The sequence below is a fragment of the Xanthomonas sp. NCPPB 1638 genome, from assembly GCF_041475635.2.
Lineage (GTDB): Bacteria > Pseudomonadota > Gammaproteobacteria > Xanthomonadales > Xanthomonadaceae > Xanthomonas > Xanthomonas cucurbitae.
On the sequence record NZ_CM192984.1, the window covers coordinates 3,781,846 to 3,795,930 of the forward strand.

13 protein-coding genes are annotated in these 14,085 nt (G+C 65.8%); 3 read left to right on the forward strand and 10 right to left on the reverse strand.

Features of this window, described 5'->3' with window-relative positions:
- Positions 1 to 27 precede the first annotated feature (27 nt).
- Positions 28 to 1,506 carry a beta-helix domain-containing protein gene (locus ACCQ13_RS16335; protein ID WP_372372303.1) on the reverse strand — a complete coding sequence of 493 codons (1,479 nt, stop codon included), beginning with the start codon at positions 1,504 to 1,506 and terminating at the stop codon, positions 28 to 30.
- A 187-nt stretch (positions 1,507 to 1,693) separates the two neighbouring features.
- Between ACCQ13_RS16335 and ACCQ13_RS16340 the strand changes: the two genes are divergently transcribed.
- Positions 1,694 to 2,554: a 2OG-Fe(II) oxygenase gene (locus ACCQ13_RS16340; protein ID WP_104602426.1), complete on the forward strand. Its 861-nt coding sequence runs from the start codon at positions 1,694 to 1,696 to the stop codon at positions 2,552 to 2,554.
- Between the two features lie 487 nt (positions 2,555 to 3,041).
- On the opposite strand, the gene ACCQ13_RS16345 is transcribed toward ACCQ13_RS16340, so the two are convergent.
- Both ACCQ13_RS16345 and ACCQ13_RS16350 read right to left on the reverse strand, forming a co-directional pair.
- Complete coding sequence (locus tag ACCQ13_RS16345; RefSeq protein WP_104602427.1) at positions 3,042 to 3,455, reverse strand: VanZ family protein; 414 nt, start codon at positions 3,453 to 3,455, stop codon at positions 3,042 to 3,044.
- A complete protein-coding gene (locus tag ACCQ13_RS16350; RefSeq protein WP_208800398.1) occupies positions 3,443 to 4,696 on the reverse strand; it encodes a class I SAM-dependent methyltransferase in 1,254 nt (417 codons plus the stop codon). The genes ACCQ13_RS16345 and ACCQ13_RS16350 overlap by 13 nt, the downstream gene beginning before the upstream one ends.
- On the opposite strand from ACCQ13_RS16350, the gene ACCQ13_RS16355 reads away from it, so the two are divergent.
- Entirely contained in the window at positions 4,695 to 5,432 is a 738-nt protein-coding gene (locus ACCQ13_RS16355) for a pteridine reductase (protein ID WP_104602428.1), read from the forward strand. The two genes, ACCQ13_RS16350 and ACCQ13_RS16355, sit on opposite strands and share 2 nt — an antisense overlap.
- A gap of 54 nt (positions 5,433 to 5,486) precedes the next feature.
- Here ACCQ13_RS16355 and folK read toward each other — a convergent pair whose 3' ends face one another.
- From folK to ACCQ13_RS16380, 5 genes are all read right to left on the reverse strand, one after another.
- Positions 5,487 to 6,002 (reverse strand): 2-amino-4-hydroxy-6-hydroxymethyldihydropteridine diphosphokinase, encoded by a 516-nt coding sequence (gene folK / locus ACCQ13_RS16360; protein ID WP_104602429.1) that lies wholly within the window; start codon positions 6,000 to 6,002, stop codon positions 5,487 to 5,489.
- Between the two features lie 80 nt (positions 6,003 to 6,082).
- Complete coding sequence (locus tag ACCQ13_RS16365; RefSeq protein ID WP_104602430.1) at positions 6,083 to 7,585, reverse strand: ATP-binding response regulator; 1,503 nt, start codon at positions 7,583 to 7,585, stop codon at positions 6,083 to 6,085.
- Between the two features lie 3 nt (positions 7,586 to 7,588).
- A complete protein-coding gene (locus ACCQ13_RS16370) occupies positions 7,589 to 8,029 on the reverse strand; it encodes a response regulator (RefSeq protein ID WP_104602431.1) in 441 nt (146 codons plus the stop codon).
- A complete protein-coding gene (locus tag ACCQ13_RS16375) occupies positions 8,026 to 9,837 on the reverse strand; it encodes a sensor histidine kinase (RefSeq protein WP_372372304.1) in 1,812 nt (603 codons plus the stop codon). The genes ACCQ13_RS16370 and ACCQ13_RS16375 overlap by 4 nt, the downstream gene beginning before the upstream one ends.
- Before the next feature lie 295 nt (positions 9,838 to 10,132).
- Entirely contained in the window at positions 10,133 to 10,501 is a 369-nt protein-coding gene (locus tag ACCQ13_RS16380; RefSeq protein ID WP_170066948.1) for a BON domain-containing protein, read from the reverse strand.
- A gap of 150 nt (positions 10,502 to 10,651) precedes the next feature.
- Between ACCQ13_RS16380 and ACCQ13_RS16385 the strand changes: the two genes are divergently transcribed.
- Positions 10,652 to 11,716 (forward strand): oxidoreductase, encoded by a 1,065-nt coding sequence (locus ACCQ13_RS16385; RefSeq protein WP_104602432.1) that lies wholly within the window; start codon positions 10,652 to 10,654, stop codon positions 11,714 to 11,716.
- 70 nt (positions 11,717 to 11,786) lie between these two features.
- Here the strand turns inward: ACCQ13_RS16385 and gnd are convergent, their stop codons facing one another.
- Together gnd and ACCQ13_RS16395 are read right to left on the reverse strand one after the other, a co-directional pair.
- Positions 11,787 to 12,725 carry a phosphogluconate dehydrogenase (NAD(+)-dependent, decarboxylating) gene (gnd, locus tag ACCQ13_RS16390; protein ID WP_372372305.1) on the reverse strand — a complete coding sequence of 313 codons (939 nt, stop codon included), beginning with the start codon at positions 12,723 to 12,725 and terminating at the stop codon, positions 11,787 to 11,789.
- A gap of 20 nt (positions 12,726 to 12,745) precedes the next feature.
- Entirely contained in the window at positions 12,746 to 14,068 is a 1,323-nt protein-coding gene (locus ACCQ13_RS16395) for a hypothetical protein (RefSeq protein WP_104602503.1), read from the reverse strand.
- Positions 14,069 to 14,085 lie beyond the last annotated feature (17 nt).

The window sequence follows — 14,085 nt, forward strand, 5'->3', positions numbered from 1 at the left end:
CATCGGGCCGCCGCGCGATGCCGTGCCTCAGCAGGGACGATCGGCGGTCAGGCCGCAGGTCCAGCCCTGCCACCAGGTGTCGTTGGCATCACGCACGCCACCGATGTAGTTCACCTGCTGGAAGAAACTGCTCACCCCGTTCAAGCCCTGGAAGGCCGGCACGGCGCTTTCGTTGGCGCCGTTGACGAAGGTGTTCTGCAACGTGGACACACCGTTGGCGACGTTGTTGGTGCCGGCGGCGAACTGGGTGGCCGCACGCGCGTCGCTACCGAAGGCCGTCGGGCAGGCGAAGAACACCGAGTCGAAGGTGCCGAGCGTGTCGGTATCGGCCAGGTTGAAGCACACCAGACCATCACCGGTGCCACCGGCCGGACGCGTGACCACCGAGTTGTAGAACGCGGCCTGCGTGCCCTGGTTGAGCATGATTGCCGCACCGGCGCGCGCATTGCCCACGTAGGTGAAGTTGGCCACCTTCGGGCGCGAATAGGGCTGGCGACGCAGGCTGCTCCACTCGTTCATGCGGTCGCCGCCACCGGCGCGCTGCACCACGATGCCGAACTGCAATGCACCGCTCCAGCCAGCATCGGTATCCAGCGAATCGTCATCGGCACCGGTGATGACCACACGGCTGCCGTTGACCGTGCCACCGAACCATTCGATGCCGTCGTCGGAGCTGTTGTGGATCTGCACGTAGTCCAGGCGTGTGCCACTGCCCACGCCGGCCAGGGTGATGCCCTGCAACTCGTTGTTGGGCGAAATTTCAAAGCCCGAGTACATCACGCGCAGGTAGCGCATCGAACCACTGTTGTCGGTGGCACTGTTGCCGCCATAGAACGCGTTAGTGCCTTCCACCTGCGCCTGGCACTCGGGCGTGCCGGAGACGGTGGTGCCCGGGCAGTTATTGATCGCCGCGCGGCCCAATACCACGATGCCGCCCCACAGGCCGATGGTGTTCGCATTGACCTGGCCTTCCAACGCCTGCCTTGCGGTGAACACGATCGGCGCGGTGGCGCTGCCTTCGGCAAAGATCTGCGAACCGCGGTTGACCACGATGTAGTCGCTGCCCGAGGAGCCATACAAGGTGACGCCCGGCTCGACAGTCAGGATGCCCTGCGTGCTGCCGGCCGTTGGTGCGGTGGCATTGCCACCGCGATCGGTACCCACATTGACGCGGCCGCTGATCGAATAGGCGGTACCGGCACGCGCGGGGACGACCAGGTTGCCGTTGATGGTTTCCGGCAACTGGCACGCACGCAGCGTGTTGTTGGCGATGGTGCCGACGTTGGAGAAACCGGTCGGGCAATCGGCGGCCGGGCCAGTCGGCGTGGGTGCCGGTGCCGGTGCGGGGGTAGGCGCTGGCGTCGGCGCTGGTGCTGGTGCTGGTGCCGGCGGAAACGCGCCCTCGCCCGGCGAAGCGACACGGTCGGCTCCGCCACCACAGGCCGACAGCGCCAGCGCGGTACCAAAGGTCATGAGAAGTGTTTTGCTGCTGTTGCGAACGGACATGCGGCTGATCTCCAGGTCAAAAGGTCCGGTATGAAGAGGAGTCGTCAAGAATTGGTTGCGTTCCGCTCACTGCAGTGGCGAGCACGTTCAAGATCCCCGTCACCTTTATAGGGACCGTCTGTTGCATTTGTCTTACCGCGACATATTTGACATATTGCTGACACACGAAAACATGCACTGTAGCGGGATGACATTGCTCGATATCCCATCCCCACTGGCCGACTGGATCGTGGCGCAGGCCGTGGCCGGACAACCGCCCGAACAGGCGCTGCAACCGTTGCTCGATCAGGGCTGGAACGCGCAGGACGCCATCGACGCGGTCGAAGCGCTGGTGCGCGACCACATCCAACGGCATGCACAGGCGAACGGCCTGCCGCTGCCGGTGCGCGTGCCCGCGCTGCTGCAACACGACGACGCCTCGCTGCTGGACCTGGGCGACCGCCACGTCCGCGTGCTGGTCAGCCTGCTGCTGCCACGCGTGGTAGTGCTGGAGGATTTCCTGTGCGATGACGAATGCGATGCCTTGATCGCGCTGGCACAGCCGCGCCTGGCGCGCTCGCGCACCGTGGACAACGGCAGTGGCACGCAAATCGTGCACGCCGCACGCACCAGCGACAGCATGTGCCTGCAGCTGGGCCAGGATGCGCTATGCCAACGGATCGAAGCGCGCATTGCGCGCCTGCTCGACTGGCCGCTAGAGCACGGCGAAGGATTGCAGGTGCTGCGCTACGCCACCGGCGCGGAGTATCGGCCGCACTACGATTACTTCGACCCCGATGCGGCCGGCACGCCCGTGCTGCTGCAGGCTGGCGGCCAGCGCGTCGCCTCGTTGGTGATGTACCTCAACACGCCCGAACGCGGTGGCGCCACGCGCTTTCCCGATGCGCATCTGGAGGTGGCGGCGGTCAAGGGCAACGCGGTGTTCTTCAGCTACGACCGCCCGCACCCGATGACACGCAGCCTGCATGCCGGCGTACCGGTGTTGGCAGGCGAAAAGTGGGTGGCCACCAAATGGCTACGTGAACGCGCAGTGCGTATGCCTGCCTGAGGGCGCGGATCAATGCTGACGCAGTAGCCAGGTGGACGACTACTGCACTGAAATGACCCACCCAAATGACTGGATCGGCTCCTAGCGACCGGGGGTATCGAGTCGCAGCGGCGCGTAGATAGAGTGAAAAACCGAGTGAGTCGGGCGCGCGGTGCCCTCGCCGCTCGCGGGACACGCCGTGAACCCATCCATGGGGGCTCGTTGGCGGCATCCATGCCGCAAGCGGCGAGGACACCGCACCAGACAGTAGGCCGGTGGTCTATTGAAGAGCGAGACACTGCTTCGCCAGCTTGCTGATTGCTTGTTGAAAACCTTGCACACCGACCAACTCGACTGGTCCTTGCCCGCCTACCGTCGCGGGACCTTACGCGGCATGGATGCCGCGTAAGAGCCTACAGGGACGTACTTGCGGCGTGTCCCGCGATGGTGGGCGGGCAAGGGCCCTGCAGCGAATCCACAGCCCCACACGCACCTTCTTGCCAAACAATCAGCGTGCACCAAACAAGCGCTGATCCAGTCGCAACATCACCCACCGCAACGGCGTCCATGCCAGACAGAGCCCGGCAAGAATGCCCAGCGTATCGGCCAGGGCATCGTACGGATCTGCACTGCGATTGGTGGTCAACGCGCCCTGCGCAATCTCGATACCGATCCCCAGCAGCACCAGCCCGAATGCGGCCAGCAACAGCGCGCGACGGGTTGCGAACAACTGCACCGCTCCCCAACTCAGCAGCGCGAAGCTCAGGAAGTGCTCGGCCTTGTCACTGTTGGAGGGCAGCTCGGGAAATTCCGGCGGTGGTCCCAGGCACACCGCGATCAGCACCACGATCGCCGCGATCCACAGCCCCACCCACAGCGCCGGCCGGTGGAACGGCCGCAGCGCCGCCGTCACAGCCGCCACGTGAGATCGCCGGCCAGGAAGGCAGGGGCGAAATCCACCTCGCGCGCAAAACCCATCACCTGGAAACGCTCGCCCATTTCGCTGGGCAAGGTGAGCTGCTTGACCTGCTGCCGCAGGCGCATGCGTCCGACCTCATCGGTGCGCGCATCGGCCTGGGCCAGCAACGCATCCAGGCCATTGCCCAGCAGAAAACTGGCCTGCGTGCAGTAACCGGCCAGCTCGAAACCGGCGCCGGTGCCGGCCTCGGCCAAGGCGGTGAAATCCACCGAGGCGGTCAGGTCCTGCAGACCCGGCCAGCGGTACAGATCCTCGTGCATGCGGTGACGATAGAACGCGCGCAAGGTACCGTCCTCGCGCTGCGCACGATAGAACTCGCCACGCGGGTAACCGTAGTCGACGAACAACATCGCACCGCGTTTCAGGCCACCGGCCACCGCCTGGATCCAGTACGGCAGTTGCGGCAGCAACTCGGAGCGATAGCCATCGGGCAATGGCTGTTCCAGATAGCGCTCCAGATGCCGTACCGCTGCGCTCAACAAGGCATCGGCCGGCTGCTCACCGCGCATGAACTGCTGCTGCGCATCCAGCACCACGGTTTCCTCATACACCTGCCCATCGCGCATCGCAAAGCGTGGCGTGGGCAAGGCATCGATCACCTCGTTGGCGAACAGTACGCCGTCCCAATCGTCGGGGAACGGTGCATCCAGCCACTCGACCAGATCGAACACCGGCGGAATCAGGCTGCGCCCCAGCCGCTCGCGCTGGCGTTCACGCAGGTCGGCGCTGGGTTCGAGAATGGCATAGCGCTCCGGCAGCGCGTCCAGCTCCAGCAGCCGCTTGAGCGTGACCTCGGCAAACGCACCGCTACCGCCCCCCACTTCCAGCACCCGCGCCTGCGGCCCCAGTTGCTGCAGCACCGGCGCCAGCGCGCCGGAGACGGTGGCGGCGAACAGCGGCCCCAGCTCGGGCGCGGTGACGAAATCGCCGGCCTCACCGAACTTGCTCGACCCGGCGCTGTAATAGCCCAAGCCCGGCGCATACAGCGCCAGTTCCATGAAGCGCGAGAACGCAATCGCCCCGCCGGCGGCCTGGATTTCGGCGCGCAGGTGCGCGGCCAAGCGCTCGCTGTGGGCCAGGGCGTCCGGATCGGGAGTGGGAAGGTCGGCGTGCATGCGGGCACCGGTTGCGAAGACAATGCACAGGATAGCCGAGCCCTCCGCAACGCCGAGCGAGTACGCCATGACAGACAGTTCCAAGGTGGTGTTGGTCACCGGCGCAGGCCGCCGCATCGGTGCGCAGATCGCCACCACGCTGCACGCCGCCGGCTATCGCGTGGCCCTGCATGCACACCGCTCCGGCCAGGCGCTGAGCGCGCGCGTGGCTGAGTTGTGCACGCAGCGTGCGGGAAGCGCGTGCGCACTGCAGGCCGACCTGCGCCTGCCGCAGTCGCCCGCCCAGTTGGTGAACGACTGCATCACCGCCTTCGGCCGCCTGGATGCGGTGGTCAACAATGCCTCGGCCTTCTACCCCACCGCACTGGGCCAGGCCACCCCGGCACAATGGGACGAACTGTTCGCGGTCAATGCGCGTGCGCCGTTCTTCATCGCCCAGGCCGCCGCCGCGCAGCTGCGCCAGCACCGCGGTGCCATCGTCAATCTCACCGACCTGCACGCCCAGCAGCCGATGCGCAACCACCCGCTGTATGGCGCCTCCAAGAGCGCGCTGGAAATGCTCACCCGGTCGCTCGCGCTGGAGCTGGCCCCGGAGGTGCGCGTCAATGCGGTGGCGCCCGGCGCGATCCTGTGGCCGGAGGAAGGCAAGGCCAACGAGGCCAAGCAGGCCCTGCTGGCGCGTACGCCGCTGGCGCGGATCGGCACGCCGGAAGAAATCGCCGAAGCAGTGCGCTGGTTGCTGGACGACGCTCGCTTCGTCACTGGCCACACCTTGCATGTGGATGGCGGCCGCCAGCTCAGTTAGCGCGGCTGCTTGCGCCGAGCAAGCAAGCATGGTGCTGCAGCACTACACGTCCAGCTACCGCGCCAGCTCCACCGCCGTGGGCGCAGCATCCAGCTCCACCGTGGTGAACGGAGTGCCGTGCTGCGGATGCGCCTGCCAGAGCGCGGCCAGTGTGTGCCCGCTCAACGGATCCACGAACTCCGGCGCGATATCGGCCAACGGCTTGAGCACGAACGCATGCCTGAGCTCGGGGCGCGGGATGCGCAAATGCCCGGGGCCCTCGACGATGCAATCGCCGAAGAACACCACGTCCACGTCCAGCGTACGGTTGCTGAAGCGCGGCCCGCTGCGGTCGCGGCCATGCGCATCTTCCAGCGCGTGCAACCACCGATCCAGCGCCTGCAGGTCCAGCTCGGTGTGCAGTGCCACCGCGTTGTTGACGAAGTCCGGCCCGTCGAAGCCGACTGCCGGCGTGCGGTACGCCGGAGACACCGTGAGCGGTCCGAAACGCGCGCGCAAGGCCGCCACGGCCAGGCGCAGATAATGGGTCGGCTGGACATTGCTGCCGAGGCTGAGAAGCACGGTGGTCATGCACTATTCGCGCATGCAGCCGGCATCAGCGTCAACTGTTGCAGGTGCACGGATCGGCCTGCGCGCACTCCATGCGTGCGTCAGGCCACTTCCAACGCATGCGCGACCGCGCGGAAGACCCTGCGCATCTCCAGCGGCTTGCGCAACACGTGCACCGGGATGTCGGTGGGAAAATGCACGCGCTGCAGCGGCGTCCCGACGTCTTCAAGCACGATCGCCGGCCCCTGGTAGCCCAGCTCCTGCATGCTCAACAACACGCTCACCGCCGACAGCATCAGGATGTCGCTGTCGATGATGACCAGGTCCGGCATGACGTGCTGCTGCACCAGGTGCAGTGCCGCAGCGCCATCGTTGGCCAGCAGTGGCTGGTAGCCCTGACTGGACAGTGCATTGCCCAGCAGCGACAGGCGCGTGGCCTCGCCATCCACCAGCAGGATGCGCTGGCCTTGGCCCAGCGCAAGCGGCAGCTCGGTATCGACCACCGGCGTGGCGACCGCGCGCATCGGCACCAGCATGTCGAAGCGGGTTCCCTCGCCCAGGCGGCTGTCCACCTGAATGCTGCCGCCATAGCTTTCCACGATGCGCTTGCACGAGATCAGCCCCAGGCCGGTGCCATCGACCTTGGTGGTGAAGAACGGGCTGAACAAGCGTGCCTGGGTCTCATCGCTCATACCCATGCCGGTGTCGGCCACGCGCATGCGCACACGCGTGGCATCGAAGCGGTCGGCCCCAAGTACCAGGGTGCCGCCGCCGGGCATTGCCTGGATCGCGTTCAGGCCCAGGTTGAGCAGGCATTGCTGCAATTCGGTGTAGTTAGCCTCGATGGTCAGATCCGCCGCGATCGGGTCCATCTGCAGGCGCACGCCATCGGGCAGGCTGCTCCTGAGCAGCATCTGCACCCCCTGGAACAGGCTGGCGACGGACACCTGCTCGCGCGGCTTGTTGGAGCCACGCACGAACGACAGCATGGATTCGGCCATCTCGTGCCCGCGCCGGCCGCATTCGGCCACGACGTTGGCCAGCTGCCGCAGTTGCGGATCATCGGTCCGTCCGGCCAGCAGGTCGGGCACGATCAGCAACGGCTGCAGGATGTTGCGCAGATCATGGCTCAACCCGGCCGCCAGCATTGCCAGGCTCTCGAGCCGCTGTGCCCGCATCAGTTCGCTCTCCACGCGCTGGCGTTCCTGCTCGGCACGTGCGTCGCGGATGGCGCGCATCACCGCGCTCGGCAGGCGGGTGGGGTTGTGCTTGATGATGTAGTCGTTGGCGCCATCCTGCAGCGCCTTGACGGCGGTGTCCTCGCCCATAGTGCCGGAGACAAAGATGAAGGGAGTGGCGCCGCCCTGGCGTACCAGACGCAGCGCCTGATGACCGGAAAAACCGGGCATGCTCAGGTCCGACAACACGATGTCCGGCTGGAACGCCTCCAGCGCGCCACACAACGACGGCTCGCTGTCCACACGCTCGAACACCGCGTCGATGCCGGCATCCAGCAGTTGATCGGACAACAGCTCGGCGTCTTCTGGCGAATCTTCCACCAAAAGGATCTTCAGCTGCTCCAGCTTGCCACCCTCATAAGGCATGGTTCAGTCCAGCTCCGGCGCCTGGTTGATGACTGCCCAGAAAGTCCCCAGCGTCTTGACCGCGGTGAAGAACTGGTCCACATCCACCGGCTTGACGACATACGCATTGACGCCCAGATCCCAGCTGCGCGCAAGATCGCTCTCTTCGCGGGAAGAGGACAGGATCACCACTGGCAGCCGCTTGAGCGCTTCGTCGCTGCGCACCTGCTTGAGCACTTCCAGCCCATCCAGGCGCGGCATTTTGATGTCCAGCAGCAGCACCGCCGGCAGGCCTTCTTCGCGGCCGGCGAACGCGCCGCGGCGCAATAGATAATCCATCGCTTCCACGCCATCTTCGACATGCACGATAGGGTTGGCCAAACGGGCTTCACGCAGCGCATCGACCGCCATTTCTGCGTCGGCCGAGCTGTCTTCTGCCAGGAGAATGGTACGAATGGCGCTCATGCAATGAACTCTTGGTTGGGCGCTTCAAGCGCAGGGGGAAGCTCGAAATAAAACGTAGCACCTTCATCGACGGCGCCTTCGGCCCAGATGCGGCCTCCGTGGCGGGCCAACACGCGTCGCACGCTGGCCAGGCCAATCCCGGTGCCGGCGTATTCGCTGGCCTTGTGCAGCCGCTGGAACACGCCGAACAACTTGGGGCTGTATTCCATGTCGAAACCGGCCCCATTGTCGCGCACGCTGAACTGGTGGCCGCCTTCCTGGGTCAGCGCATAGGTGACCTCGATCCGGGCCACCTCGCGCTTGGCGCTGTACTTGACCGCGTTGCCCAGTAGGTTCATCCACAGCTGGCGCATCATGTTTTCGTCGGCCACCAGCACCGGCAACGGCGCGATGTGCCATTCCACGCGATGACCGGTGTTCTCGCTCTGCACGTTCGAATCCAGGATCGCGCGCGTTTCGGCCACCAGCGATTGCATGTCCACCGCCTGCAGCCGCAGCGCACTGCGGCCCAGGCGCGAATACACCAGCAGGTCGTCGATCAGCGAGGCCATGCGCCGCGCCGAGCTGCTGATGACCTCCATGTAATGCCGCGATTTCTCGTCCGCCGCATCGCCCAGGTGGCGTGCCAGCTTGTCCGAGAACCCGGCCACATGGCGCAGCGGCGCGCGCAGGTCGTGCGAGACCGAATAGCTGAAGGCTTCCAGCTCGCGGTTGACCTCCGAGACCTGCTCCACCTTGCCTTCCATCTGCCGGTTGAGTTCCTGGATGCGCAGCTGCGTGGCCTTCTGCACGCTGATGTCGCTGACCGTCATCAGCACCACGTCCTCGTCGGCGGCATCGGGCAGGGGCATGCGCCGCGCGTTGATCAGCATGGTGCGCAGCACGCCGTCGGCGGCACGCTGTTCGTGTTCGAAATCCCACAGCTCGCGGTCGCGCAGCAGCACGTCGGCCAGTCGTTGGTGGAACTGCTGGTCGCGCCAGACGCCATCGCCCACGTCTTCCAGCGCCATCAGCTCGTTGCCGCGTTCTTCCAGCCCGTAGAGTTCGGCGAATGCAGGGTTGTGCAGCACGATGCGCCGGCGCGAGTCCAGCAGCACGATCGGCTCGCGCACGGTCTGCAGCACCGAATTGGCGCGGCCGCTGGCGCGTAGATACTCCTGCTCGGCCGCCAGGCGACGCCGGATCTGCCGTTGCAGCAGCCAGATCACCGAAGTGAGCAGCAGCAGCTGCACCGCCAACGCCGCCCAGCTCAGTACCGCGAAATGCACCCGTTCGGTCTCCGCACGGGCGTTGCGCAACTCCAGCAACCGGCCTTCGGCACCCTGCAATTCGTCGATCAGCACCCGGATCGGGTTGTTGACCGTCATTTCTTCGATCAGCGCGCGGATCCGCACCGGGTCGGTGGTCGCCGCAATGCGTTCGGCCAGCAACAGGCGACGCTCGATCGTGCTCTGGATGCGCCCCATGCGCACCTGCTGCGCCGGGTTGTCGCTGGTCAAGGCGATCAGCCGCGCCACTGCCGCCAGCGCCTCGATCCGGCCGCGGCGCATGCGCTCGACCAGCGCCGGGCGCCCCACGCCATGCGAACGCATCAGCGCGGCAGATTCGGCGTCGCGCATCGCCGCCTCCAGGCGTTGCGCGGTTTCCTGCACGTCGTGGCTGTGGGTGACGCGTACGGCCGCCCGATTGGCATTGCCCGCCATCTGCTGCAGCAGCAGGGCAGGCACCACCACGATCAGGCACACGGCGAACACCAGCGAGGGCATTCGCCAGCGATCCCATTTGTCTGCTTGGACCGTTATCTGCATTGCCAGGTCTGTATCCGCTTGCGGCGTGTTGGCGCGACCCGGCATTGTCTCCGATCCTGGCCGGGTTGAGATGAATTATTCAGCAAAGTCACGTTCGACCACGACATAACTGAATAGGCATAGCATACGTGCAGTCCCCGTGAAAACGGCGAGAGTGCCATCCTTTCCATCGGCCTGTCTTGATGACCGTCGTAACAGCGCTGTGGTGCGGACGACAAAAAAGGCGCACTCCGTGGAGTGCGCCTGGTGTCGGTCCCGCCGCCTCGCCGCAGCGGGACCGGCATTTGCAGCGGTCTTACTTCTTCGCAGTGACCTTCAGGCCGGTCGACTTGACGCTCTTCACGCCTTCGATGCCCTTGGCAACGGCCACTGCCTTGTCGTGTTCGGCCTGGGTGGCAACCGTACCAGTCAGCGTCACGATGCCGTTCTTGGTCTCGACCTTGACGTCGGTGCCGGACACGTTGTCGGTCGCCAGCAGATCGGCCTTGACCTTGGTGGTGATCCAGGTATCGGTCACCGGCTTCTTGGACTCGTTCATGCCGGCGGCATGATCCTTGTGTGCCCCCATGTCCTGCGGAGCGGCGAATGCCTGCGTCGCACCGAGGGTCAGGCCCAGCGACAACGACAGCGCCAGCAGCTTGCGTGCATGCGTGATGTTCTTCATTTCCAGCCACTCCTGTTGAAGGTGGGCCAAGCTTGCAGCGCGTCTCGTCGAGCAGACGTGACTGCCGCATGCAAGGGTTGTGAACCTGGCACACACCGGTCGGTGCACTACCATGCAGGTCTCCTTGATTGTTGCGATGAACCGTTTTCAATGCCTAAACCGTTCAATCTGGCCCTCGTCGGCTACGGCTACGTCGGTCGCACCTTCCATGCACCGCTGATCGCGGCCACACCCGGCCTGCGGCTGCACAGCGTGGTGTCGTCCAGGCCGCAACAGGTGCAGGCCGACCTGCCCGAGGTTGCCGTTCTTGCCGATCTTCACGTCGCTCTGGCCGATCCAGCCCTGGATGCGGTGGTGCTGGCCACGCCCAACCAGACCCACGCCCCATTCGCCCTGCAGGCCTTGGCCGCCGGCAAGCATGTGCTGGTGGACAAACCGTTCGCTTTGGATGCCAGTCAGGCGCGTGCAGTGGTGGACACGGCGGCCGTGGCCGGGCGCATCGTCAGCGTGTTCCAGAACCGCCGCTGGGACGCGGATTTCCTCACCGTGCGTCGGCTGATCGACGAGGGTCATCTGGGCGAGGTGGTGGAATTCCACTCGCATTTCGACCGCTATCGCCCACAGGTGCGCAACCGTTGGCGCGAAAGCGAGATCCCGGGTGCCGGGCTGTGGTACGACCTGGGACCACATCTGCTCGACCAGGCGTTACAGCTGTTCGGCGCGCCACAGGCGATCGCGGCCGACCTGCAGCAGCAACGCAGCCAGGCGCGCAGCGACGACTACTTCCACGTCATCCTGCACTACCCGCGGCGGCGGGTGATCCTGCACGCCGGCTCGTTGGTGGCCGACAACCGGCTGCGCTTTGCGGTGCATGGCACTCGCGGCAGTTATCTCAAACACGGCCTGGATCCGCAGGAAGACCAGCTCCGCGCCGGCCGCCGCCCGGGCACCGCTGGCTGGGGCGTGGACCCTTCGCCCGGCACGCTGACGCGGGTGGATGAAGAAGGCCGCGTGCATACCCATCAACCGGACACCCTGCCTGGCGATTACCGGCAATGCTACGCCGCGTTCCGCGACGCACTGGCCGGCAACGGGCCGGCACCGGTCAGCGTTGCGGATGCGGTGCAGGTGATGCAATTGCTGGAGCTGGCCCAGCAAAGCGCGGCAACCGGCCAGGTGCAATGGTTGGATGGGGTGCGCACCGCCTCGCCGTAGGGGCCGGCTGCGCACCGGCACGCCTGCGGCCGCGCTCATCCAGGGCGGGCGCGGTCCACGCAAGGCGTCTTCATGCCTGCTCGCTGCCGGTCGGTGGCGGCGCGGTGGTGCGCATCACCGCGTGTCCGCCGAACTGGTTGCGCATGGCCGCCAGCAGCTTGTCGGTGAACGAATCCTTGTCGCGCGAGCGCAGCCGTTCCATCAACGACAGCGTGATGACCGGCGCCGAGACCTCCAGATCGATCGCCTCGGCCACCGTCCAGCGGCCCTCGCCCGAATCGGCCACGAACGGCGCAATGCCCCCCATGGTGGGATTGTGGCGCAGCGCATCGGCGGTCAGGTCCAGCAGCCATGAGCGCACGACGCTGCCATCGCGCCAGATTTCCGAAACCTGGTGCAGGTCCAGCGCGAAATCGGTCTTGTGCTGCATCAACGCAAAGCCTTCCGCGTAGGCCTGCATCATTCCGTACTCGATGCCGTTGTGAACCATCTTGGTGAAGTGACCGGCGCCACTGGGGCCCACCCGCCCCCAGCCCTTGTCAGGTGCCGGTGCCAGCGTGGCCAGGATGGGATGCAGGGTGGCCACTGCGGCCTCTTCGCCACCGACCATCAGGCTATAGCCCTCCTGCAGGCCCCACACGCCGCCGCTGGTGCCGCAATCGACAAAGGCAATGCCGCTGGCCTGCAACTGCGCGGCACGGCGCTGCGAATCCTTGTAGTACGAATTGCCGCCATCGATGACGATATCGCCGGCCTGCAACAACGGCAGCAATTGCGCCAGGGTTTCATCGACGATCTTGCCGGCCGGCACCATCAGCCACACCACGCGCGGGCTCGGCAACGCGGACACCAGCAATTCCAACGCGTCTGCAGTCACAATCCCCTTGGCCTGCGCACCGCTGCGCGCGTCGGCGCCCAGATCGTAGCCATGCACGCGGTGCCCGCCGTGTACTAGACGCTCGGCCATGTTGGCGCCCATGCGGCCCAAACCCACCATCCCCAGTTCCATACGTGCTCCTCGTTGTCTGTTCAATGCAGGGTGCCACGCCCGGCCTGCGTCGGCGTGGCGGAATTCTCAATGGATTGTTCCGTGGCGCTGCTGGTGGCGCACTGTTGCAGCTGCCAGTGGATCCAGCGCCAGTACAAGGTGGTGTGCAGATTGTGCAGGGTCAGGTCGATGGCGTAGGGCGTGCGCGGGTTACGGTCCAGCAACCGCGCCACGTGATAGCCGATCGGCTTGATGCCCTTGGGATGCACGTACACCAGAAAGCCCTGGTAGAACGGATCGTCCAGCAGCCGCTGCAACTCCTGCAGCTGCACCTGCTGCGGCGGATCCAGGCTCGCGCGCAACGAGGCGTCGCGCTCGTAGAGCAAGCGTTCGAATCGCCGTTTTCCCGGCCCGCGCAGCGGCTTGGACAATTCCCAGATCCGCCGGTTGAGTGCATCGTAATGCGCAAAGCCGCCATGCTGCGCCAGTGCCTGCGCGGCCGCATCGCTGACATCCACCACCACGAAGTTTTCGGCCTGGTTATGGATATCGTCCAGATAAGCCTTGTCCAATACATGCGCGATGAAACCCGGTGCGCCCACGAAGGCCTGCCGCCCCAGTCGTGAGGTCTTGACCGCCTTGCCATCGGCAAGGAATTCACCAGCGTGCGCGCCAAGCAGAATGCTGTCGGTATCGTGCAGGGTCAGGAAGGTGCCGATCGACAGCTCGCCGGGCGTGAACACCTGGTCGAATCCGGCATCGCCATACAACTGGCGCTGGGTGGCAAGCTGGGCCACCTGCCGCCCTACTCCGCATTCGGAGCGCACATGGCCGCGGTAGAACGCATCCAGTGCCTGCGCGTTGCTGCCGTGTGGTTGATAGCCACGGCCGAAGCTGCGAAACCCGCTCCAGCCCTGCGCCGCCGCGCCACGCCAGCCAAAGCCGATCCAGCCCAGCTGCACCGCCGAAAAACGGTAGTTCGGGTTGTTCTGCAGTTGGGTCACTGCACGCCGTGTTGCGGCCCCGACCTCGAACCCATAGGCGCAATGCGTGGCCGGATCCTCCAGCAACGCCTTGAGGGCGGCACCGCGTTGCGGCGCGCCCCAGCCGGCCGGCAAGGTTGCCTGCAGGTCGCCGGCGGCCTGCGCCTTTGCCAGCGATTCCCGTGTACAGGGTGCGCCGCGCGCAATGACCGGCGCGTCGACCGCTGCCTCGCGAATGGTCCAACCCAGCCGCTGCAACAGCGCCTGGACGCAGTCGGCGCTGGGCGCAGCAGTCGCCGCCTGCAGCGGCTGCGTAGCGACCAGCACGACTGCACAGCACAGCGTCACCAAGCGGGAACGCACGGCATGCCGCGTGGCCACGCAGGTGGAGGAAGAAG

Bases quoted from the DNA above. Each gene is read 5' to 3' on its own strand.
- ACCQ13_RS16350 (WP_208800398.1), bottom strand. From the start codon at position 4,696: ATGGCGTACTCGCTCGGCGTTGCGGAGGGCTCGGCTATCCTGTGCATT.
- ACCQ13_RS16340 (WP_104602426.1), top strand. From the start codon at position 1,694: ATGACATTGCTCGATATCCCATCCCCACTGGCCGACTGGATCGTGGCG.
- ACCQ13_RS16335 (WP_372372303.1), bottom strand. From the start codon at position 1,506: ATGTCCGTTCGCAACAGCAGCAAAACACTTCTCATGACCTTTGGTACC.
- ACCQ13_RS16370 (WP_104602431.1), bottom strand. From the start codon at position 8,029: ATGAGCGCCATTCGTACCATTCTCCTGGCAGAAGACAGCTCGGCCGAC.
- ACCQ13_RS16380 (WP_170066948.1), bottom strand. From the start codon at position 10,501: ATGAAGAACATCACGCATGCACGCAAGCTGCTGGCGCTGTCGTTGTCG.
- ACCQ13_RS16355 (WP_104602428.1), top strand. From the start codon at position 4,695: ATGACAGACAGTTCCAAGGTGGTGTTGGTCACCGGCGCAGGCCGCCGC.
- ACCQ13_RS16375 (WP_372372304.1), bottom strand. From the start codon at position 9,837: ATGCAGATAACGGTCCAAGCAGACAAATGGGATCGCTGGCGAATGCCC.
- folK (WP_104602429.1), bottom strand. From the start codon at position 6,002: ATGACCACCGTGCTTCTCAGCCTCGGCAGCAATGTCCAGCCGACCCAT.
- gnd (WP_372372305.1), bottom strand. From the start codon at position 12,725: ATGGAACTGGGGATGGTGGGTTTGGGCCGCATGGGCGCCAACATGGCC.
- ACCQ13_RS16385 (WP_104602432.1), top strand. From the start codon at position 10,652: ATGCCTAAACCGTTCAATCTGGCCCTCGTCGGCTACGGCTACGTCGGT.
- ACCQ13_RS16365 (WP_104602430.1), bottom strand. From the start codon at position 7,585: ATGCCTTATGAGGGTGGCAAGCTGGAGCAGCTGAAGATCCTTTTGGTG.